Source organism: Haladaptatus litoreus (genome assembly GCF_900156425.1).
In the GTDB taxonomy this organism is placed as follows: Archaea; Halobacteriota; Halobacteria; order Halobacteriales; family Haladaptataceae; genus Haladaptatus; species Haladaptatus litoreus.
Genome location: NZ_FTNO01000004.1, coordinates 336,386 through 356,778, shown reverse-complemented (window position 1 = coordinate 356,778; position 20,393 = coordinate 336,386). Strand labels below are relative to the sequence as shown.

16 protein-coding genes and 2 pseudogenes are annotated in these 20,393 nt (G+C 48.2%); 8 read left to right on the top strand and 10 right to left on the bottom strand.

Features of this window, described 5'->3' with window-relative positions:
• Positions 1–34 precede the first annotated feature (34 nt).
• Entirely contained in the window at positions 35–1,462 is a 1,428-nt protein-coding gene (locus tag BW974_RS17855; protein ID WP_245800175.1) for an arylsulfotransferase family protein, read from the bottom strand.
• A 348-nt stretch (positions 1,463–1,810) separates the two neighbouring features.
• Between BW974_RS17855 and BW974_RS17850 the strand changes: the two genes are divergently transcribed.
• Positions 1,811–3,676, top strand: a complete 1,866-nt coding sequence (locus tag BW974_RS17850) for an ABC transporter substrate-binding protein (RefSeq protein WP_245800174.1) — start codon at positions 1,811–1,813, stop codon at positions 3,674–3,676.
• A gap of 106 nt (positions 3,677–3,782) precedes the next feature.
• Positions 3,783–4,622, top strand: coding sequence for a phosphatase PAP2 family protein (locus tag BW974_RS17845; protein WP_076431587.1), 840 nt, complete (start codon positions 3,783–3,785; stop codon positions 4,620–4,622).
• Positions 4,623–6,203: 1,581 nt separating this feature from the next.
• Here the strand turns inward: BW974_RS17845 and tnpA are convergent.
• Positions 6,204–6,602 (bottom strand): annotated as a pseudogene (gene tnpA, locus BW974_RS17840) (IS200/IS605 family transposase).
• Between the two features lie 53 nt (positions 6,603–6,655).
• Between tnpA and BW974_RS17835 the strand changes: the two are divergent.
• The 4 genes and pseudogenes from BW974_RS17835 to BW974_RS17820 all read left to right on the top strand — a co-directional run.
• Positions 6,656–6,811, top strand: a complete 156-nt coding sequence (locus BW974_RS17835; protein ID WP_076431586.1) for a DUF2080 family transposase-associated protein — start codon at positions 6,656–6,658, stop codon at positions 6,809–6,811.
• Positions 6,808–8,064, top strand: coding sequence for an RNA-guided endonuclease InsQ/TnpB family protein (locus BW974_RS17830; protein WP_076431585.1), 1,257 nt, complete (start codon positions 6,808–6,810; stop codon positions 8,062–8,064). Before BW974_RS17835 ends, BW974_RS17830 begins: the two co-directional genes overlap by 4 nt.
• Positions 8,065–8,208: 144 nt before the next feature.
• Positions 8,209–9,402: an orc1/cdc6 family replication initiation protein gene (locus tag BW974_RS17825; protein ID WP_076431584.1), complete on the top strand. Its 1,194-nt coding sequence runs from the start codon at positions 8,209–8,211 to the stop codon at positions 9,400–9,402.
• Between the two features lie 488 nt (positions 9,403–9,890).
• Positions 9,891–10,235 (top strand): annotated as a pseudogene (locus BW974_RS17820) (zinc ribbon domain-containing protein); the annotation flags it as partial.
• A gap of 49 nt (positions 10,236–10,284) precedes the next feature.
• Here BW974_RS17820 and BW974_RS17815 read toward each other — a convergent pair.
• The 5 genes from BW974_RS17815 to BW974_RS17795 all read right to left on the bottom strand — a co-directional run bounded on the left by BW974_RS17815 (position 10,285) and on the right by BW974_RS17795 (position 15,938).
• Positions 10,285–10,980: an ABC transporter ATP-binding protein gene (locus BW974_RS17815; RefSeq protein WP_076431583.1), complete on the bottom strand. Its 696-nt coding sequence runs from the start codon at positions 10,978–10,980 to the stop codon at positions 10,285–10,287.
• A 38-nt stretch (positions 10,981–11,018) separates the two neighbouring features.
• Complete coding sequence (locus BW974_RS17810; protein WP_175609735.1) at positions 11,019–13,967, bottom strand: ABC transporter permease; 2,949 nt, start codon at positions 13,965–13,967, stop codon at positions 11,019–11,021.
• A gap of 300 nt (positions 13,968–14,267) precedes the next feature.
• Complete coding sequence (locus tag BW974_RS17805; RefSeq protein WP_076431581.1) at positions 14,268–14,534, bottom strand: PRC-barrel domain-containing protein; 267 nt, start codon at positions 14,532–14,534, stop codon at positions 14,268–14,270.
• A 63-nt stretch (positions 14,535–14,597) separates the two neighbouring features.
• Positions 14,598–15,626, bottom strand: coding sequence for a DUF4350 domain-containing protein (locus BW974_RS24885; protein WP_139328928.1), 1,029 nt, complete (start codon positions 15,624–15,626; stop codon positions 14,598–14,600).
• Between the two features lie 36 nt (positions 15,627–15,662).
• The gene (locus tag BW974_RS17795; RefSeq protein ID WP_076431579.1) at positions 15,663–15,938 is read right to left on the bottom strand and encodes a DUF8044 family membrane protein; all 276 of its coding nucleotides are present in this window, start codon (positions 15,936–15,938) and stop codon (positions 15,663–15,665) included.
• A 92-nt stretch (positions 15,939–16,030) separates the two neighbouring features.
• Between BW974_RS17795 and BW974_RS17790 the strand changes: the two genes are divergently transcribed.
• Positions 16,031–16,582: a metal-dependent hydrolase gene (locus BW974_RS17790; RefSeq protein ID WP_076431578.1), complete on the top strand. Its 552-nt coding sequence runs from the start codon at positions 16,031–16,033 to the stop codon at positions 16,580–16,582.
• Positions 16,583–17,141: 559 nt separating this feature from the next.
• On the opposite strand, the gene BW974_RS17785 is transcribed toward BW974_RS17790, so the two are convergent.
• Positions 17,142–17,363, bottom strand: a complete 222-nt coding sequence (locus BW974_RS17785) for a DUF5320 domain-containing protein (RefSeq protein WP_076431577.1) — start codon at positions 17,361–17,363, stop codon at positions 17,142–17,144.
• A gap of 257 nt (positions 17,364–17,620) precedes the next feature.
• On the opposite strand from BW974_RS17785, the gene BW974_RS17780 reads away from it, so the two are divergent.
• The gene (locus BW974_RS17780) at positions 17,621–18,631 is read left to right on the top strand and encodes an AAA family ATPase (RefSeq protein ID WP_076431576.1); all 1,011 of its coding nucleotides are present in this window, start codon (positions 17,621–17,623) and stop codon (positions 18,629–18,631) included.
• Positions 18,632–19,036: 405 nt separating this feature from the next.
• On the opposite strand, the gene BW974_RS17775 is transcribed toward BW974_RS17780, so the two are convergent.
• Both BW974_RS17775 and BW974_RS17770 read right to left on the bottom strand, forming a co-directional pair.
• The gene (locus BW974_RS17775) at positions 19,037–19,942 is read right to left on the bottom strand and encodes a DUF7982 domain-containing protein (protein ID WP_076431575.1); all 906 of its coding nucleotides are present in this window, start codon (positions 19,940–19,942) and stop codon (positions 19,037–19,039) included.
• Complete coding sequence (locus BW974_RS17770; protein ID WP_076431574.1) at positions 19,935–20,336, bottom strand: DUF8163 family membrane protein; 402 nt, start codon at positions 20,334–20,336, stop codon at positions 19,935–19,937. Before BW974_RS17770 ends, BW974_RS17775 begins: the two co-directional genes overlap by 8 nt.
• Positions 20,337–20,393: the final 57 nt, after the last annotated feature.

The following is a 20,393-nucleotide window of genomic DNA, read 5'->3' as shown; positions in this document are numbered from 1 at the left end:
TTCAAGGCTTGACTCGTTATATGACTGTACATTGTCATCCTTTCCGCTCGATGTGAATTGTCCACGGAATGGTCAGCGACCGAGATGACCAGTGCCACTCGATGGCTACCCACGCTAGTGACCCGAGAACGAGTGCAAGGAGAGCAAACACTTCGGTCGGGTCCATCCAGCTAGGTAGTATGTACATGAATGCGTTCATGTACCGTCCGGGGACAATATTCTTTAGTACTATCCAGCTACGTCCAACTATACTTTCTTTCTGGCCGATTCGATTACTAGTCGAGACTGTATTTTCATTGCTCGAAGATTTCGAGGCGAGACCAAGCGCACTCGCGCTCTGTCCACCTGTACTCTCGTCACCAGATTCGAGACGTTCCGCTTCGTATGGGAACGCAATATCGATTGACCAGACAACATCCCCTTCCTGGTTTACCTCGAAGACGCGATTACCGTTCGAGTCGGTGATAAGGGTGTGGCCATTCGGCAGGCGGTCGGCGTCACGCGGCCACTGCATCTGGGAGTCCTGCCACGTCCACGTCCGGTTCCACTTGCTATTTTCGCGTTGATACTCGACTACGCGGTTGTTTTCGGAGTCACCGATAAGCACTGCCGGACCGCCATCTGATTCGGGAATGTAATCTGGGTTATGCTGTTCGTAGACGATATCATGTTGACCATCGCTTCCAAGCGTCCAGTTTTCCATTAGACCAGTCTCACGGTCAAGGAACACAACTTGGTCGTGGTTCCGAAGACTGACCATTAGCCGACCATCGTCAAGAACTTCTATGTCGTTGAGATGCGTCCAGTCTTCAGGGAATGAGCCGCCGCTTTTCATCGGATTGAAATCGTTTTGCGCCTCCCACGACCACTCTATCAGTCCTGTTGTTGTGTTGACAGTGAAAACACGGTCTTGGGCGATATCGGCGACAGCGTAGGTAGATTCGTTAATTCGGTCGCCGTCGTGCCATCGAGTTGAGTGTTTTCCAGGGGTGACTCGACTGTAAATATCGGTAACCTCCCCAGTAGAGAGGTTGACGCGCTCGATTCCGTTGCGAGTACAAACTTCGGAACCACACTCAGATTTGTTCAGGTGGTCGGCATAGAGATATTCGACAGTGGTACTCGTTCCCATCACCGGGTCGACATCCCAGTAACGCGTATGCGAATCATTGTAGTAGAGAACCGTCCCGTTCGGGTTGAATGCAACTAGTTCGGCGCGAGCACGGGGATCATCGCTTGCTTTGCCCATCCAGGAGTTTGAATCAGTCGCGATGACGGTGATGTTGTTTGTCTGCGGTGCGATTTGCTTGCTCTCACCTGTCGAAATATCCGCTTGGCGAATGTCCTTGTCAGTCTGTCCAACCGATGAGCTTGTTGCACCATTTGCTAACGCAAAGACTGAGAGGACAATGAGAGAAGCAAAGACAAGGCGAACCAACTTCCGGGCAGACATCCTTACCATACAATATACGTAACTCCTTTTTGTTATCGCGTCACTAAGTTGTTGGAAAACTGTTTGAACGTTCCGTGAACAGTATAACAGCGTTCTACTGGGGCAGCGAAGTCGCGAAACGATATTCGGCAGGTCACATATGAGAAAGTACGGCACAATATAGTTAATTTTGCGGAAGTCTCGGTACCATGGGAACAGCTTACAAAAGACATACACAATAGTGAATAGGAGTGCTATTATGTCCTGTATAATAAAACAAAGAGGAGCACTCTCCAGAGATAATAACCGATCGAACTTATCATTCGCGTGGTCCTCCCAAATTGACAGCCATCTATCAACTATCGACCCCCCTGCCTGATGCAGACTCCAAACATGCGATCAAAACAGGATTTCAACGATTCCGATGCCCTCCCAACCCTCCCGAACGTCGGACGGCGAGAGCTACTTGCCGCATTCGGAATGACGCTCGGAAGTGGCTGTATAGAAGACGCTCGGTTGCTCGTAAGTCGTGACACTGCAGCACAAGTAGCGTTCTCCATAAAAACCCTCCCGGCCGATGCAGATCCACGGGCAATTCGCATCGCGCGGTTTCTAGCAAAACGGCTCAACGAAGTCGGTATTGCGGCACAAGTTGTGCCGATGGAACGCAGCGAGCTACTTCGTGATATCCTTCTTGACCGTACTTTTGACTGCTATGTTGCATGTTTTCCCGGTCTTGACGAGCCAGATGAACTCAGAACGCTGTTACATTCTCGGTTCAGTACCGGGACAGGATGGCAGAACCCGTTTGGCTACGCAAACCTCACTACAGATAAGCAGTTGCTCACCCAGCGACAACAGAGTGGGGTTCAGCGAACTAAAACGCTAAAACGGCTCCAACATTCGATAGCCCGCAATCAACCGTTTACTGTCGTTGCGTTTCCAGATGAGATCCGTGCAACCCGAACGGATAGATTCGACGGATGGGCGCAAATCCAGCAACCGCATTCTGCGCTTGGATATCTCTCAGTCAAGATGACAGATGAGGAAAGTACGCTTCGAATGACAACACAAGACGCCCGTCCAACCGAAAATCTCAATCCACTCACGGCGAATTTCACGAGCGACGAAAGGATAATTGACCTGTTGTATGACCCCCTAGGGCGCTGGATAGATGGTAAGGTCTGTACGTGGCTTGCTCACTCATGGGAATGGCAGTCATTAGCAGAGTCATCCGAAAAAGGGCCAGTTGCAACTGTTCGGCTTCGAGATGATCTCCGGTGGCATGACGGAGAAGCACTTACCGCAACAGACGTCGCATTTACCTACCGGTTTCTCAATGATACGGCACTTGGGACGCTTGAGAGTCCAGTTCCATCACCACGGTTTCGCGGTGCCGCCACGTTAGTCGAGTCTGCGACAGCAATAGATGAGCAAACAGTTCGTATTCGATTTACTCCAACAAGTCAAGCGGTCGCGATGCGTGCTTTTACTACACCGATTCTTCCAAAACATATCTGGGAACAGAGGCGAAAACGGGCAGAAACCGTATTCGACGGAGATACAACTGCCACAAAAGCACTCGCTTGGGACAACCGACAAGCAGTCGGGAGTGGTTCGCTCCAATTTTCGAACGCAGAGCCCAAGAAACAGCTGACCCTCGAACGCTTCGACCAGCACTTTCTCAGGCGTATTGACACAACCGACGAGACGATCGACATCAGTAGTTATCTGCCATCGCACCTACAACACCTCCAGCAATATGCTGGGGGTCCCCAGTTTGAACGCCTGCGATTTATCGTGGTTCCATCTGGAGCGGCCGCGACACAAATCGTTTTAAACGATGAGGCGGATGCGACAGCGACTGGCGTGTCGACAACTGACGTGCGCACTATCGGACGCGCCGATAATGTTCAACTGCATGTCGATCAGTCACCGGCGATGTATCACGTTGGTTTTAACGCACGGAAAACGCCGTTCAGTAATGTCCGATTCCGCCGAGCAGTGGCGCAGCTCTTGGATAAAGACTATATCGTTGATGAAGTATTCGATGGCTATGCAGAACCTGCAGCAAGCCCCTTGGCCCGCCATGAATCGATTGCAGAAGATCTTCGATGGGTGAACGCAGACCCGGTACTTCCGTTCCCAGGAGCGAATGGCATTCTCAACCGAGCAAAGGCTAAAGCTACGTTTAAGAATGCAGGCTTTCGGTACACGAGCGATGGAAAACTTCTCCGGGAATGATAAAATAGTGATAGAAAAGGCAAACATATCATGAATAAGCTCAAAAAGCAGAAACGAACTTTGAAAAGCGAAACGCCAAAGTGCCGGAGACCAAAACGGTGAAATTGTGAGTTTAGCCGACATCGCCGGGAAAATCCTCGTCGGCGAAATAATATTGCTCGGTATCGCAACGCTGCTGTTTGTCGGTCGATCTGGGCTCAAACACGCACGTGAACAGTTTAGAGAGCGCATGGTGGCTGTGTATCCCTATCTCGCTCTGCTCATCGGCGTTCTCGGGGTGAATAAAGTAGCTCGTGAGTTCGGTCCTGAACTGTCGTGGCTTCTCGATTGGAATATCACAGGCTTAATCCACGCCATTGAAGGTGATTTCGTCGGCAAAGTACAGATGTTTGCAACGCAGGAGCTAACGATGTATTTCTCGTTCATGTACATCTACGGGTATATCTTTTTGCTCGTCTTCCCGTTCATTGCTTATTTCGCGCTACCGGACGATCGAGCCTTGAAGGAAACGGCGATCGCTTACGCAGCAAACTATGCTATAGGTCTAATCTTCTATGTCCTTTTTGTATCATATGGGCCTCGAAACCTAATTCCAGACCTCGTTAGTCCACTGCTTTACTCGACATATCCTCAGTCACAGATCTTAACAGGAGAAGTAAACGCAAACACAAACGTTTTTCCTTCGCTACACACGTCACTATCGATTAGCGCTGCAATACTCGCGTACCGAACTCGCAAAGAATACCCTGGTTGGGTAATTGTTGCACTTCCAACTGCAGTGAGCATTATTATTGCAACCATGTACCTGGGAATCCACTGGGCAACAGATGTCGTTGCAGGGACAATTCTGGGGATTGGTAGTGTCCTTATCGCCACACGGTATGTGGGGAATGAGAGGTTGCCGATACAAATCAGAACCATACTGAAAGACTATTTGCCGCGGTGACATCCTCCCACCGTGAACGGCGAGATTCTCTCGCTGATAGTAGTTTGTAGTGCATACCCGCGTCTTCAGGCCCGGATCGAACGATAGGACCGACCGATACACTGCCATCGGTTGCGAGCCCGGATATCCTACGGCGGTACGTTTTAGCGGCTGTAGTTCGTGCTTCCGTTCGCTACTCCGGCGGAGAGAGTTATACCAGAGAACACACATATGCCGATGACTCGGTCGGAGATGGGGCCTGTGTGACCGGGCCACAGCCTATCACGGGAGTTAAACCGAGAGGTTCCTCCAGTATGCTGCTGGTTCCTGTGAGAGTGCGGGCTGAAACCTCGAAGGGAGCTGGCCGATATCCCATGGTGGATTCCACGTCGTTTACGGCGTGGAGGAGGTCAATAAGCGTCTATACTGCCTGTTTCATGCCGCTAACCTCCAAGTTTCGGACAATCATCCCGACCTGAAGGGCGAGGCTTTCCCTTCAAATTTTCCACACCGACATAGAAGATTTTGTTGTATCGGAATGACAATACCAAACATGGTAAAAGATAACAAAGAACAGATAGACACACACACCACGTTTCCAGTGAAATGGCGAAAATAGGTGGGATGGGTGCAGATGAAACAGAGGGTATGGGAGAAGAAATGCACACAGATTATTAAAATTCAAATTATGATTACCGACGAGAATTGCCATAGACTTTGAAGATTCTCGAATAACAAGGTAACGGTAGCTACTCAGGTTAGAAAGGAGAAGAGTCGAATAATCGAACAGTTTGGGCCACGCTAAACAATAGGAATCACTCCGATATGAAGATTGAGCACACCTCGTTTCCAGTGAAAACACGTCTGCTATCCGCTGTCCGGTAGGTTCAAGACATACCCATGGATTTACAAATCATCTTCCATTCGTAGTATTACCGTTATAGAATTTCCCGGATATTTATGACAGAGAAAAGAAATGAGTTGGTGGCATTAATGAGAGATAGACTGTGAAGGACAGTGAATTTCACTGGAAACGAGGTGTCCCCCTGGAAGAGATTGGAGCCCAGTACTCTTCTACACCCGAATTTCACTGGAAACGTGGTCTCTGTTCCTCAAACAGGCGTGTCATCTACCCCGGCCTAAAAGCCGGGATTCCCTCGCTGTTTAAAGATGGCAGTACCAGCAGAATATTCTACTCTATAGACAGGAATTGAACTAGTACTCGTAGTGAATTACGCAAAGAACTCATATCGAAACTATGTTCTAAAATATTTGGAATGGACCACGAATTAGGTGCTGTCTCCTTGGGTTCGTGTGCAAATCACTACAAGACCCCGTGACAAGGTCACGGGTTGTATTAATTGTGATTAAGTTAATGGACTTTTACGTGGTAATACTATAAATAACATACGATACTCCTTGCTCATTGCGTTTACCACCTGAGACAAAAAGCGGCAAAAGCAACCGTGTTCTCACAACTTTGCTCACCTTTTTCCATCATTTCACTGGAAACGTGGTGTGTGTCTCACCGATCTTCTCCAAATTCTACAGAGGGAACAAGGCGAGTGCCTCGGGGCTTGACCCCGAGGGTGAAGCCGACACTTAGACGTGTTCTGTCCGTTCGATATACCGTTCAATCGTATCGGTTGAAACTGTTCCTGCCGTTCCGATGTAGTACGACCGTTCCCAGGAGCCACCGCCCCACAGATACCTTTCCAAGTATGGTTCGTGCTGTTCCCACATCTCCCGAGCCGTGATGCTCTTGACTGTCCGTACAATCTCGCTCGGCGCGTGCTTCGGATGAGCAGAGAGAAACAAGTGTACGTGGTCGGGTGAGATGTGGAGTGACAGTATCTCGTAGTCGTACTCGTTGCACACGTCTCCAAAACTCCCTTCCAGCGAATCCTCGATTGGTTCGAGAAGTGCGTGGCGGTATTTCGGACATCACACGAAGTGGTAGTTGACGTTGTACACGGTGTGGTTTGACCGCTTCTCGCCCATATCAACACCACAACACCAACACAATTAAGTATATACAAAGGATATACCTTTGTATGTCGAACCGTTTTGAAATCGACGGCGAGGAAGTTCTCGACGGAGAGGTCAAACCGTTCGGGAACAGCGCCCACGTCACCGTCCCCAAACGCTGGCGCGGGGCCGACGTGAAAGTCGTCCGAACCTCAGAACCCACCGAGCAAGACAAAGAATGACCGACTCACAGGCCCTCGTCAAGACTCTGGACTTCCAACTCGATATTCAGAGTGACAACGAGGGCCTGTTGTACGAGGCCACGCTCGAAGCCCGCTCAGTGTACAACGAAACCATCCGTCTTGCCAAAGAAGGCGTAGACTGGGACGTGATTCCCGACCGGGTGGCTGATGATGCCAACCTCGTGAAGAACACAACTCAGCGCGTCGTTGCAAAGGCAATCGGTGCGATGGAAAACTACTATGAGTACGACGACTTCGGACTCCCGAGTCACACCAAGGACGGCGCGTACCCGCTTCGTGCGAACTACGAGGAGGGGTACAACCTGTCGCTCGCCGACGACGGCGATGTGGCGTTCCGCATCAGCGCGAAGCCGTACAAGCACGTCAAGGGCGTCCTCAAAGGGAGTGACGCCCACCTCGAAGTCCTCAAGACCGCACTCGAAAGCGGCGAGTGGAAGATTGGGACGGCGGAAGCCCTGTTCCACAACGAGAACTCCGAGTTGCACGTCAATGTCACCAACACCGAACAGACCGTTCGAGATAAGCAGGACTCACGGACGGTCATCGGCGTGGACGTGAACGAGGACAACGTGGCCCTTGCTGCACTCTCCGAAGACGGCGTTGAGGGCACGTTGGTCATCGACTTCCCCGAAATCAAGTTCGAGCGTCACCGCTACTTCACGATGCGAAAGCGCGTCCAGAACGCGGGGAAGGACAGTATTCACGACACGCTCGAAGGGTGTGAGGAACGGTTTGTCCGCGACCGACTCCACAAAGTGTCTCGGCACATCGTGGAGTGGGGCCGTCAGTTCGAGAAGCCGTGCATCGTCTTTGAAGACCTCAAAGAGATGCGCGACAGTATCGACTACGGAACGCGGATGAATCGGCGCTTGCACCACCTCCCGTTCCGCGCCCTTCAGTTCTATACGTCGTACAAGGCGTCGTTCGAGGGGATTCCGACCGTGTGGATTAATCCCGAGTACACCAGCCAGCGGTGTCCGACGTGCGGGCATACGGAGCGAGCGAATCGCAACAAGAAGCGGTTCAAGTGTCGGGGCTGTGGGCATCAAGACCACAGCGACCGAGGTGCAAGCGTCAACATCGCCGTGAAAGGCCTGAAGAAACTCGATTGGAATGTGCCTGCTCTCAACAGCCTTCCCGTTGTTCGGAAGGTGCGACGGCAGGCATCGGGGGCTGTGGACGCCCCGACCGTGACCCATCCGACCGTCCGAGGCTATCAAGCCGATGGTTGAGTGGGAGTGTCCTACTAAACCACGGGAAGCCTCGGGGCTTGACCCCGAGGCAGTTCACGTTATCCGTTTTCCAGAGTCACTGGTTATTATTGGTTACGGGAATTCCCGGAACAGTAAAGAGATTTCACTGGAAACGTGGTGTCTATGAGCGACGTCAATCCGAACGATCTCTTTTCCCGAGAGGATCTCATTTTCGAGAAAAAGGAGCTCCTTGAAATTAACCACCTCCCTGCTCACGGACGCATTGTCGGACGGGATGACGAGATCTCCGCACTCGCGAACGCGCTCAATCCTGCGCTGTTCAGCCAATCACCAAGTAACGTCTTACTGTATGGGAAAACAGGAACTGGAAAATCACTCTGTGCAAAACACGTTTCTCGCCGCCTCGTTGATGAAGCAGACGAAGAAGGAGTTATCGTCGGTGTCGCCTATGTGGATTGTGCACAGGACAGTACCGAAACGCAGGCTGTTCAAACAATCGCGAGTGCAATCAATTGCTCGGAAACCGAAGTTTCTATTCCCGATAAGGGGATTTCAACTTCTACATACTACAAACGTCTGTGGCGAATTCTTGATGAGTTGTACGATGTAGTCATTATCATCCTTGACGAGATCGATAAATTAGAGAATGACGATATTCTGATGCAGCTTTCGCGTGCGGGAGAAGCAGGAAAACTCGAGCGTTGTAAACTGGGCGTTATTGGCATTAGCAACAAAATCAAATATAAAGATCGGATGGACGAACGCGTCAAATCGAGTCTTTGTGAGCGAGAGTTTGTCTTTCCACCATATGACGCAAATCAGCTACGTGCTATTATGGAAGCCCGAAGTGATGCATTTAAAGAAGGCGTTCTCGAACCAGGAACGATTCCACTTGCAGCTGCACAGGCCGCTCAAGAACACGGGGACGCACGCAAAGCAATCGACATTCTTCGGTATGCAGGAGAACTCGCCCAAACGGAAAGCGCTGATACAGTTCGAGAAGAGTACGTCAAAAAGGCGCGTGAACGAGCCGAAAATGACCGTTTTCGAGAGTTAATTCGGGGCGCAACACCGCACTCGAAATACGCGCTCCAAGCACTTGCTATCCTTTCGCTCGAAAATCCAGGCGTAGATGCGTTTCGAACGAGCCGAGTTTACGAAATCTATGAACAAGTCTGTCGGCAAATGGATAGCGATCCACTCTCAACTCGACGCGTTCGTGACCTCCTTCGTGAACAAGCGTTTTTAGATGTTATTGAACAAGCTCGACAGAGTGGAGGAAGTGCAGAAGGTAGCTATACTGAACACCGACTCCTTGAAGACCCAGAAGTGGTTAAAAAGGTTCTCACCAGTTGAATTCACGGTACTTTTTGTGCTGTCTGTGCTCGTCGAATCCCGAAATATCTCTTTATGATGGTTCTACAGATGTTATCGACTTCCAAAATGAATAATAAAGTTCACTGGGTGCGTTCCTATAACTGAGATCTACAATGTTGCAGAAAGTAGCACGGACGATGGTAAGATTACCTAATGAGATAATTCTCATATGGAGATGGTAATATGGCTCTCTTTGAATTAGCAATTCTGTTTGTCATTCTCGCGGTTCTTGTCTATAGTATTGGTGCGTACGGCATCGATGAGCTGCCACCGGAAACTGCACGTCTACTTGCTATTATATTCCTCATATTAGCAGCTATTTCCATGTTATCTGGTTAGACAGTGACTATCTCTCAACAGCGAGAGAATCCCGTCCTGAGGCCGAAAGCCGAAGGGCGGGCGTGAATCGCGTAAGCTCTATTCCGCAACTACCGTCGGTGGCCGGTCGGATATTCACTTTCACTCCGGCGTTCGACCGATTCGCGTCGATGCTCAAATACAAAGCCGAGGTCGAAAGTATCGAAGTCGTTCGGAAGTCCGAGCATGATACCTCAAAGACGTGTTCCGCCTGTGGGACGAAGGACGGAAATCAGCGCATCGAACGCGGGTTGTACGTCTGTGACGGCTGTGGTACCGTCTCCAACGCCGACGTTAACGGGGCCGAGAATATCAGACGAAAGGTACTCCCGAATCTCCCCTATGATGGGGGAGATAGGGATAACGGCTGGATGGCACAGCCAGCGGTCCACCTGTTCGACCGTAGCGAGGGTGCTTTCGCCCCGCGAGAACAGGTCGTGGACCGCGAACCCTAATATCCCAACGCGGTACCGGGAAACCCCGGCGTTCACGCCGGGGAGGATGTCATGTATCGATACTTGGTTTAGCTTCTGTTTTCGGTTCGTGATCGTGAATAGTTCCATCTTCAAGTCGAACAATAGTGTCGAATCGTGGTTGCAATTGCATATCGTGGCTAATGACTACTAATGAAGTATCTGTAGTATCCTGTAATCGGAACAGGAGATCCAGCACTTGTGTGGTTGTAGTTGGGTCAAGTTGTCCGGTCGGTTCGTCGGCGAGTACAATATCCGGTCGATTCGCTAGTGCCCGAGCAATTGCGACACGTTGTTTTTCACCACCGCTGAGGGTTGCTGGGTACTGATCAGCGCGGTCAGCAATTTCGAGCTCCGTAAACAACGTTTGAAGCCACTCTTCGTCTCGCTCTCCGGCATGATCTTGGGGGAGTGCCGCATTCTCCCAGGCAGTTAGGTCGTCAATGAGTTGGAAATCCTGGAAAATGAATCCAATTGTTTCTCGACGAAGCCGTGCTCGCTTTCGCTCCGAGAGAGCTGCTGTTTCTTCATTTGCGATTCGTACAGTTCCACTCGTTGGCACATCGAGAAGGCCAAGAATGTTGAATAATGTTGTTTTACCAGCGCCACTTGGGCCTTGAACTAAAATTTGTGTATTTGCAGGAACAGATAGTGATGCATCAGAGATGATCTCTTGATCCCCACGTACAACACGGATTGATTCAGCCTCTAATACGTTCTCTGACATTACTGGATGTTCGTGCTGTATCATACTAAGTTTCCTCCCTAATCATCTCCATATTTGGGGGGATGACGTACCGAATTATATCTGCTCTCGCTGGTCATCTTCTTGTTCTCACCAATCCGAGTCTGTGTCTTGGAATCGTTTCCCTTCTGTACTACTGCCGGCGGGGCATACAGATACGGTACAGCAGCAATGATCGCGCTAAGACACATTAGTACAAGAGCACTACCGACAGCAAGAGCGATGGTTGAAAGTGGTATTTGTGTTGAAAGCCGAAATCCGAAGATAGTGAACAAGCCGAAATGAGAGAGTACGCGAACGGTTGTGAGACCGGCAATAAGCGCAATACTGATGGCAGGAATTGAAATCCGAAATACATCTGCTAAGAGAGGACGAAGCACTTGCCATCGTGTTGCCCCGGTCGCCCGATACACACCTACTGTTCGGCGACGGGCGTGGACTGCTTGTGCGAATGTCGCTGTTGTCCCACCAATTGCAGTCATGCCTGCTAATACAGCCATTGTGAGCAGTAGTAAATCGAAATTACCGAATACTCCTTTGATTGCCTGTCCCAAACCTGAACCACGGGAATATTGAGTATCGTGTGAAAGTGTAGAAAACAGCCTGTCATCACCATGGACAGTATACGTAACAGATGATAGTTGTTCTCCGTTTGATACGACCTGAACAGGATATTTGCCAGGCATTGTTTTCTCTGTTGTATCACCGAATTCCATGGATTGTTCTGCCATGCCAAATGGCTCAAGTGTGATTGTCTGTGTGATTGTCTTTGCTGGTGTTACAAATGCGATCTCCCGCGTTATTGTTCGATCCCAGGGATTGACGAGAGTCACTGACGCTGTTGGCTGTGTGAATACACCTGCAGTCTTTGGAGAGACGTCGACCGTTGCTATTGGTTGTGGAACTGCATCGGCAGTAACACGAATTTGTGATGTATTGACTCGATCTCCTTTTTGAATAGTAAGATTGTAAACGCCCTCTTGGTCTGGCATGCGAACCATTGCAAGCCCATTTTGAGTCGTCTGATTAGTATGATTATCAATCTGAACGGTAGCAGCAGAAACATTGTCTCCATTCACAGTTTGAACTGGAATCATCATCTTTGCGTTCGGAGGTGCAGTTTCAGGTAGTGGTGGGATAGCGAATGGTGCACGTCGATAGACGGTTACTTGCTGTGAATATGTACCAACACGAAGGGTGTGATTTCCGAGGTTCTGTACTGTGAGATTTATTGTCACATCACGCTGCTCATTCTGATCAAGCGTCACCGTTCGTGATCGGGTGGTATTTCCAATCGATGCTATCACTTCCCGAGTTTGTCTTGTCTGACCAAGATTCTGAACCGATATATTGACTGATAAAGGCTGTCCAGCCACCGTCGAAGACGGTGCAGAGACGCCACTAATGGCAATTTTATTCGCCCTGGTTTGTGTTGAATCTGTTAGTTGGGTTCCGGTCCCATCAGTACGAATGAAATGAACAATCCCAGGCTTTGTTGAAAGATCGTGAGCAGACGCGAGTGGGACGATAAGTTGGTCATCTTGTATTCCTTTTGCTTTAAATGTCCCAACGACGGTTACGTGGGTAAAAGCTGGTGACGTCGCACCTCCAAGCGTAATTCGTTCTCCGAGATTGATGTTCAAAGTCTGAGCGAGATCACGACCAATCACGGCTTCGTGTTTTGTATTCGGCGTTCGGCCGGCTGTTAATGTTGCATTTGATACCGCTGCAAACGAACTATAGTTTGCTCCACGGGCAAGATATGGTTGACCATTGCGAACTTGTGCAATGAGGATCTCGGGACTTGCAGTTACACCCTGGTTTCGAAGTAAGTCAGCATATCCAGTATCGATTCGACTTGCCATTGGATACTCTGCGTTTGGTTCCGTAACTGTTCCTCCTTCTGTGGCTGCAAGCGGTGCAAGGGTTCCAACAAGTGCTCCGACGAGGATAATGATCAGGACAAAAATGGTGAGAACGGTCGTAGCAGGAAGAAAAGCTCGCCATTCGAGGATCGTTGTATCAGCAAATTCTACGACGTCTGATTTTAACCCATTACCAATTTCTCTATCTGCTATCGAATTAAAGGCTTGTTGGAGTCGAGCAGGCGGTGTAATAATCGCCGGCCGCACGGCAAGAATGCCAGCACCAATCCCAACAAGAAAGAGAAGAAAGAGGCTTGGAAGAATTATTTTGAGCACCTGTGGTGTGACGGTTGGATCTAGTGAGATCGGAAGTCCAACACTAATTGCGATATTTATGACTACTCTTGTAAGTATGACTCCAAGTGCATAGCCGAGTGCAATTCCCGTTGCTGTAAGTAACCCAGCTCTGACCCCGAATATTGTGTATATCTGCCGTGGATTGCCTCCGGTTGAACGGATTACTTCGATAGCTTGCAATCGATCACGAACGCTCATTCGAGTGATATTATACACAATAATGAGGGTGAGTATACTTCCGCCAATGGTAGCAAACCCAAGAAGATAAAGCACTTCCTCCATTCCAACAGTAAAATATTGATATACTGATGGACTGACTGTTCCGACATCTAGGGATCGAGTTGAACTATCAGACTCATCTGGTGATGTTTCGATAATATATCCGCCTGTAACACCTAATGAGCGAACCGTCGATGGATCACCGATATACCATGTTTGTGGAAAGATTGAATCACTCGAACTATATGGTGATACGGACAGTGTCTGCGTTGAATTCGCCCCCTTGAATTTCTGATGTGCTTGCGTCGCAACGGGTCCTTTGAGGGAAGCGTTTGACGGTGCTGGAGGGATTCGAGCTGTTCGCCAAGAAACAGAGAGATTTTCAAGTACACGTGGTGTCTTTTTTGGAATCCCGATTACATACTGTGTTGTCCCGTTCTGCTTTACAGTGGCGGCAGGAAGAAGGATATCATCGTTCCCAGCCGATGTCGCCGCATCAGAGTATGAAGTATAATATGTTGCATCCATCGAATTGGTATACTCTGAGGACCGTGCTGTTGTTTGATTGCTTGCGGTAACTAAGAGGAGCGTTGTTCCGACAAGAAACGCAATGGCTACCGCAATAACAACAATTGTTAGCCTGTCACGGCGTGACCACTGTGTACAAAGTGTCCATCGGTACCCCATTCAGTTGTTACTGAACTATTTGACTGTCGTCACACCCAAAGGTATGAGCAACCTGAAAATCCGATAACCAACTCAATCCAATTTAGTATTCTTTCTTAAGAGAGATATTTGATTATATGGCCCTGCCTACTATCATAAAGACTATGACTTGAATTGTTTGAGATCATCTATTTCTACCAAAACATGGTCGTTTACCGCCTTCACTTTTGTAATTGGTATTTGAATAGTTCCGTTTTCATTTGTCCATTCTTGGTTGTATACGTCCGATCCTTCATTTGGATTGATGACTAAATTTGACAACTGTCCTGTTTTGAAGTTCATCGTAATATTTGTTAGTCTTCCAATTGCGACTCCATTAGTACTTGAAACATCCATCCCGATAATATTCTCGATGAAAATATTTGACATAGACGATGTTATAGAGAGCAACAAAATAAATCCATGGTATTTGGAATGTTATCCAATTCTAACTCATTCTTCTTGGTACTGATTTTGGAGTGACGTAACTACTCGTTCAGTTCGCTCTTGTTCCCATTCCGGATGCTTTTGTTGAAGATATGAACTCATTGCTTTAGCATCCATCTTATGTGATCGTCGATGTTTTGGGTCGGCTCTGTTTGGTAATCGCGACTTTATTTTCTCCGCATGGAACCCCCATACAATAAGTCCAAAGATTCCACTACCTCCAAAAAGAATCTGTACTGCTGCAGAATTACGAATAAACAGTACAGCTGCCATAAGAGGCGGGAGCTGTTTTGTATGTGACGTGTCTAACAGAACGTTCTCATGCGTACTGACAAGGTTGTGAACAAATTCCTTGTTCCCCGACCGTTCGAGCATAGAATTAATGAATACACTGGGATCACTTACTAAGACAACTTGTCCCTGCCCAACTGAATGCGTTGTGACAACTGAATGATTAGCAATCGTTTCATTATTGTCAAGCTTTGAGTTCGATGTTGTATCGAGATACGCGTATCCTGATGATTGTACTATTGCACTCCCATTCTGGGTCTGGATCGCAGTCCCATGATTCAGCGTGAGCGCTGAGACATTTTCTGTATATGAGTGATTTTCAACATTACGGGCGACGGGCATTGCCGGTGACTGATAGTTATACCGGTCATCACGAATGAGATGCCCATCGAACCGCGCATTAACACCTAATGACTGCACAAGCGGATTTGAATGCGTACCAAAGTCCTCCGCAATAACAAGTGTTCCACCATTTTGAACGAATTGTTGGAGATTTTGGCGTGTAGATGGATTGTATGGTTTATCTGGAGATAGAATAAACGCGATTGTTTCGTTTGGCGGGACAGAGTCATACTCTTCGACATCTCGTGCGACAGTGACTGCCGCGCCTGTAGCTTCTGCTTCAGCACTGAGCTTTGAACTCCCATCCCAAGCGGAGTTGTAAATACCAAATGATGCAGCTGATGTACTTGCAGCTGTGACCAAGGCGATCAGAGCAATACCAGTGAATACGGCAAGTATCATTTGTGGTCTGTCCCACGTACGGGGTGACTTCATTCTTCAAATCACTCCCGGTGGTAGGATTGCAAGTATTCGGCGAATGACAATATATGCAAATACCAGTAAACCAAGCCCGATTAACCATTTGAGGCGACGGCGCCATTGTGGTGTAACATAGATTGGTGCAGTTAGCTCTATCATAATGAGTAAACCGATTAGTGAAATAACGAAGAATAGCTCGAGGGTGAGCGCCTGCAGAACTGAAAGAATAACGAGCGCCCCAAGCATCCACATGAGCTGATAATGAATAAATTGGCGGCTCTGCTGTGTCGGCATTTAATTGAACTAACGAAAGTAGGCTTACTAAAGTATCGGTTTTTCAAACGAAGTGCGAAGAAGCTAACAAAGCGGATTGCGTGGTCGTACCTATGTGGCCCTGGGGACATCTTGCAGCAGGTTACTTGCTCTATTCCGGTTATTGTTCAATCCAATTACAGAACCGACCTACAGCAATACCCGTTTTTGTTCTTGCTCTTGGTACGCAATTCCCGGATATAATTGACAAGCCACTTGCCTGGACGTTCGGGATTCTCCCTACAGGTCGATCGCTTACTCATTCTCTCTTTTTTGCTGCTCTTCTGCTCGGATGTCTCTATTATTTCTCTCAAAAAACAAACCATCGCGATATTTGGCTTGCTTTTACGATTGGATATCTCTCCCACCTACTTGCAGATGCAGCTCTCCCACTATTAGAGGGTGAAACTGCCTACGCAAACTTTCTTTTGTGGCCAGTTCTTTCTACACCGTCATATGAAACAACTCCAAGCTTCGTTGCCCATTTCACAAGTATTGAATTCACCGGGTTTTTTGCATTTCAACTTCTTTTAGTCGTTGTCGCGATTGTCTTTTGGATTCGTGATGGATTGCCTGGGCTACAGCTCTGGCAAAAAATTTCGCATATTCATCAGAGCCGAAATTAGAATCCGTTACAACGTTCCTGGCCACCCGTCTCCTTTTATGACATCCTCGCCCGCCGTAAACAGCGAGGATCCCTCGAAGAGGAAATTACGGTTGTGCGTTTCCTCGGGAACGAAGGACGCTTTCGCGTCTTCCCTCAATAGGTCTCGTCCAATTCTGACCGAGGACGTGGTTTATAATGCGTAGAGTCGTGTCAAAGCGGCCTTCCCACCCATGTTCAATGGGCGTGTCACCGGGACGGAATGCCGTCCATCCCTCCACGACAGGGTATTCAGACTGCTGGGTACCACCAGTAGCGTCAGACGACCCGTAGGCCAGGACTTGGTGGAGTGAGCATTGATTTTCTTACTACACGGCGAGTGGATGAAAAGCATTGGTGCGGTCAAAAACCGTGTTCGCCAACGAGGGAACGTCGGTAGTAGAAAAACAGTGGGAAGACGCTTAATCTTCGCGTTCGTGGAATATCTAAGCTTGCTATCGTCGGCAGTTGCTGAATACGGTGTCGGATTCATCTCCCGCCCTGAAAGACGGATTTTTCCCCGAATCTACGTCAGGAGTTGGTTACCGATCCGAGTACCATTTCCGTTTTTGTTCACTACCTTCGACTTCTTCCAATTGATTTTTGGCATCATCCAATTGCTCTTCTAATGAGTCAATCTCTTCACCAAGTGTTTGAATTGTCGCGTGCAACAATCCAGCGAGTTCCCGACCCTCCTGTGTAGTAGCTTGGACAGCTAACTTCTCATTTACCTTTTGTAAGAGCTCTTCCCGAGATTCAGACATTGTGCTATGATTAGAGAGTGCAATACTAATTCTTTATTGTTGTTTTTTATTAATTGCGAATATGTTAACTTTCACTGAACTAGCTGTGTGTCTATCTCTTGAAAATACATCTGATTGGTATATTTTTGGCAAATCATATTGGAAATTGATTAGCAGACCGGAATTCCCTTGTAGGAAGCCCCGCCCTTTAGGGCGGGTGAGGATGTCACTGTTCTGCTTCCAATTGATTTAAGATATCTGGTTCGAAAACGATACCAATGACTTCGCCCGCAGCGATCCATGATCAAATCATCAATGAAGTCGATACCGTCCTTCTTGGCAATGAAGATATTATTGAGGGCCTCTCCATTTCACTTCTTACACAGGGTCATGTTTTATTGGAAGGCGTTCCTGGCGTTGCAAAGACAACAATTGCAAATCTGTTCGCCCGTGCAGCGGGTATTGAGTCAACTCGAATACAACTGACTCCTGATTTGCTTCCCGCTGACATTACTGGAACACATATTTATCGAGAATCGACCGGTGAATTCGAATTACAAAAAGGACCGGTTTTCTCGAATCTCGTTATTGCTGACGAAATCAACCGGGCAACACCAAAAACACAAAGCGCGCTCTTAGAAGCAATGGAAGAGCGCAATGTCACAATTGAAGGGGACACGTTACCGTTGCCGACTCCGTTCATGGTGGTGGCAACACAAAATCCGATCGAAATGGAAGGAACGTACCAACTTCCAGAAGCACAGCGAGATCGTTTTCAGCTCAAACTCACTGTTGAGTTACCTGATGAAGAGACGGAACTCGCATTGATTGATCGATTTGATTCACAGCCGAATCTCAATCCATCACAGATCTCACAAGCGATCACGCTGGAAGACCTGACTGCTGCACGATCGGTAGTTGATCAGGTTCACATCGCTGAAGAAGCAAGACACTATCTTCGAGATTTGATTGCTGCAACGAGAACGCACAGCGACGTTAAACATGGGGGGTCACCACGAGCTACAATTGCATTGCTAAAGGCGTCGAAAGCCCGTGCAGCGATCCATGGGCGTAATTATGTTATTCCAGACGATATTAAACAGCTAGCGATGCCCGTTTTGCGTCATCGTATTGTTCTCAGTTCTGAATCAGAGTTGGCTGATCAAACACCTGATTCTATTATTGAAGAGATCCTGAATTCGGTTACGCCTCCTGGAAGTGATTCCGGCACCGAGTTCAAAGCAGAGGATAGAACTGATACTGAAATACAGAATCAATTACCGCATTAATTGAACGCTCTCGTTTTCTATATTCTCCTGTAAGTACATCAGTTCATAAAGGTGCGGACAGTGGTTCGCTAATGGGATTTTGATAGCAAAACTAGCAAAATTTATTTTGCTGATTTTGCTGGTTTTCCCAGATTTCCCAGATTTCCCAGCTTTTCCGATTGACGTGCTTCGTTCCTTTCAACCATAGTTCAAATAGACTACAAGCTTGTCGTTTAGCTGAATTGCAGGCGGTAAGTCCCCTTATGGAGTGAACGGAGCAAACGGAGTAGAGAGGCGCCGACAAATGCCTTCTGTGCCACGTCTGTGGACTGTCCCAATATCCGAGTACTCATAATAAAATGGTGGACCAACAATTGGGGTCAAACGAACTATCCGTGTCGAGAAACTGTATTTTCAGTTCCTTTGTTATGTATCTTTGTTTCCTTCACCCCACGAACAGGTGACTAAATAATCACTCCGTTCATCTTCGACCTCGACTGCTTCGACCGTTACTGGTTCTTGCAACTGATCAGCAAGGCCTGAGCCAAGAAATGACGAAACTGGATGGTCCAATCGCGTGATTGAACCGTAGGTACTACCTGCAATACTGACTGTAATTTGTTGTCCGGGTTCTATGTTTTCAACACTGGCGTTATCTACTAATTCGAATCCGTGAGTCAATGTTTCAGCAAGCTGGCCAGCTAAGTCATCAAGCTCCGATGGAAGATCACCCGTCATCTTCTCGAATTCAGTGAGTAATGCAGCACCAGAGGGATATAGTGACAGCCCATGTTCTAACTCATTTTCTGTGACGACAAGCACAGAGCTGAGCGCGTCCGTATTTGGAAGTTGGTACCGTGCGTGTTGCGGGCGAAACAACCGAATATCGGCAAACGATTGCGGTGATGCTCCACTATTGGGGACATAGATGGTTGTATCTTGAAGTCCAAGTTCGGCACTGAGGGCTTCATACGTTGTTGCAAAAGCAGAATACGTTCGCTCACCAATTGATGCTGGTACGACCTGCTCGGGTGTTAAGTAATAGGTGAGAATCGCACCGAAGCCACCACAGCCAGCCAGCGCTAAAAGAACGGTTTGGGACTCCGGAAATAGGAATGCGCCAAGGCCACAAATAAGACCAATAGCGGCGAGTCCAAGGGCAGTATTACGATACTCGACTTGTTTGGATCGTCGATAGGCTGTTCGAAGCCGAGTATTTTCCTCCACTAAAATATCGAGTTGAGCCTGCAGGTCTTCAAGCTCTGACTTTGTTACAGTTTGGTCTGAACGGTTTTTTTGATCGTCGCGTAGCGTCTGTTCTTGTTTACTCATGTGCACCCTCAACTGCGCCGACAGCTACCCGTTCGTATCGATGCATACTATATGCAATTATCCCAAGAACGCAGAGTAAAACAATACCGATCTCGCCTTCATCAATCTCCCATGTAATGCCGAGTAGTATCCCACCAACTAACAGAATCATGCCGATGATTGCAGCTATCAACCGTTTTGACGGATGATCTAGCACCATATTTGGGACAAGAAGTGCATAGAACAGACCGAGCTCAGCAAGCACAAGTTGAGAGAGAAGACCATCGAGCGAAAACAATGCACTGACTGCGATCTGTCCATATCCAACGGCATATAGCATTGGGCCAGCGAACCAAAAGACCACAAGTAATCCACCAGCAATCACTCCGGGGATCCCGTGAGCGAGAGTGAGCATACAGACTGTTGTTCCAATTCCGAGCGCACTAATCCATGTTGTATTCCAATTCATTGT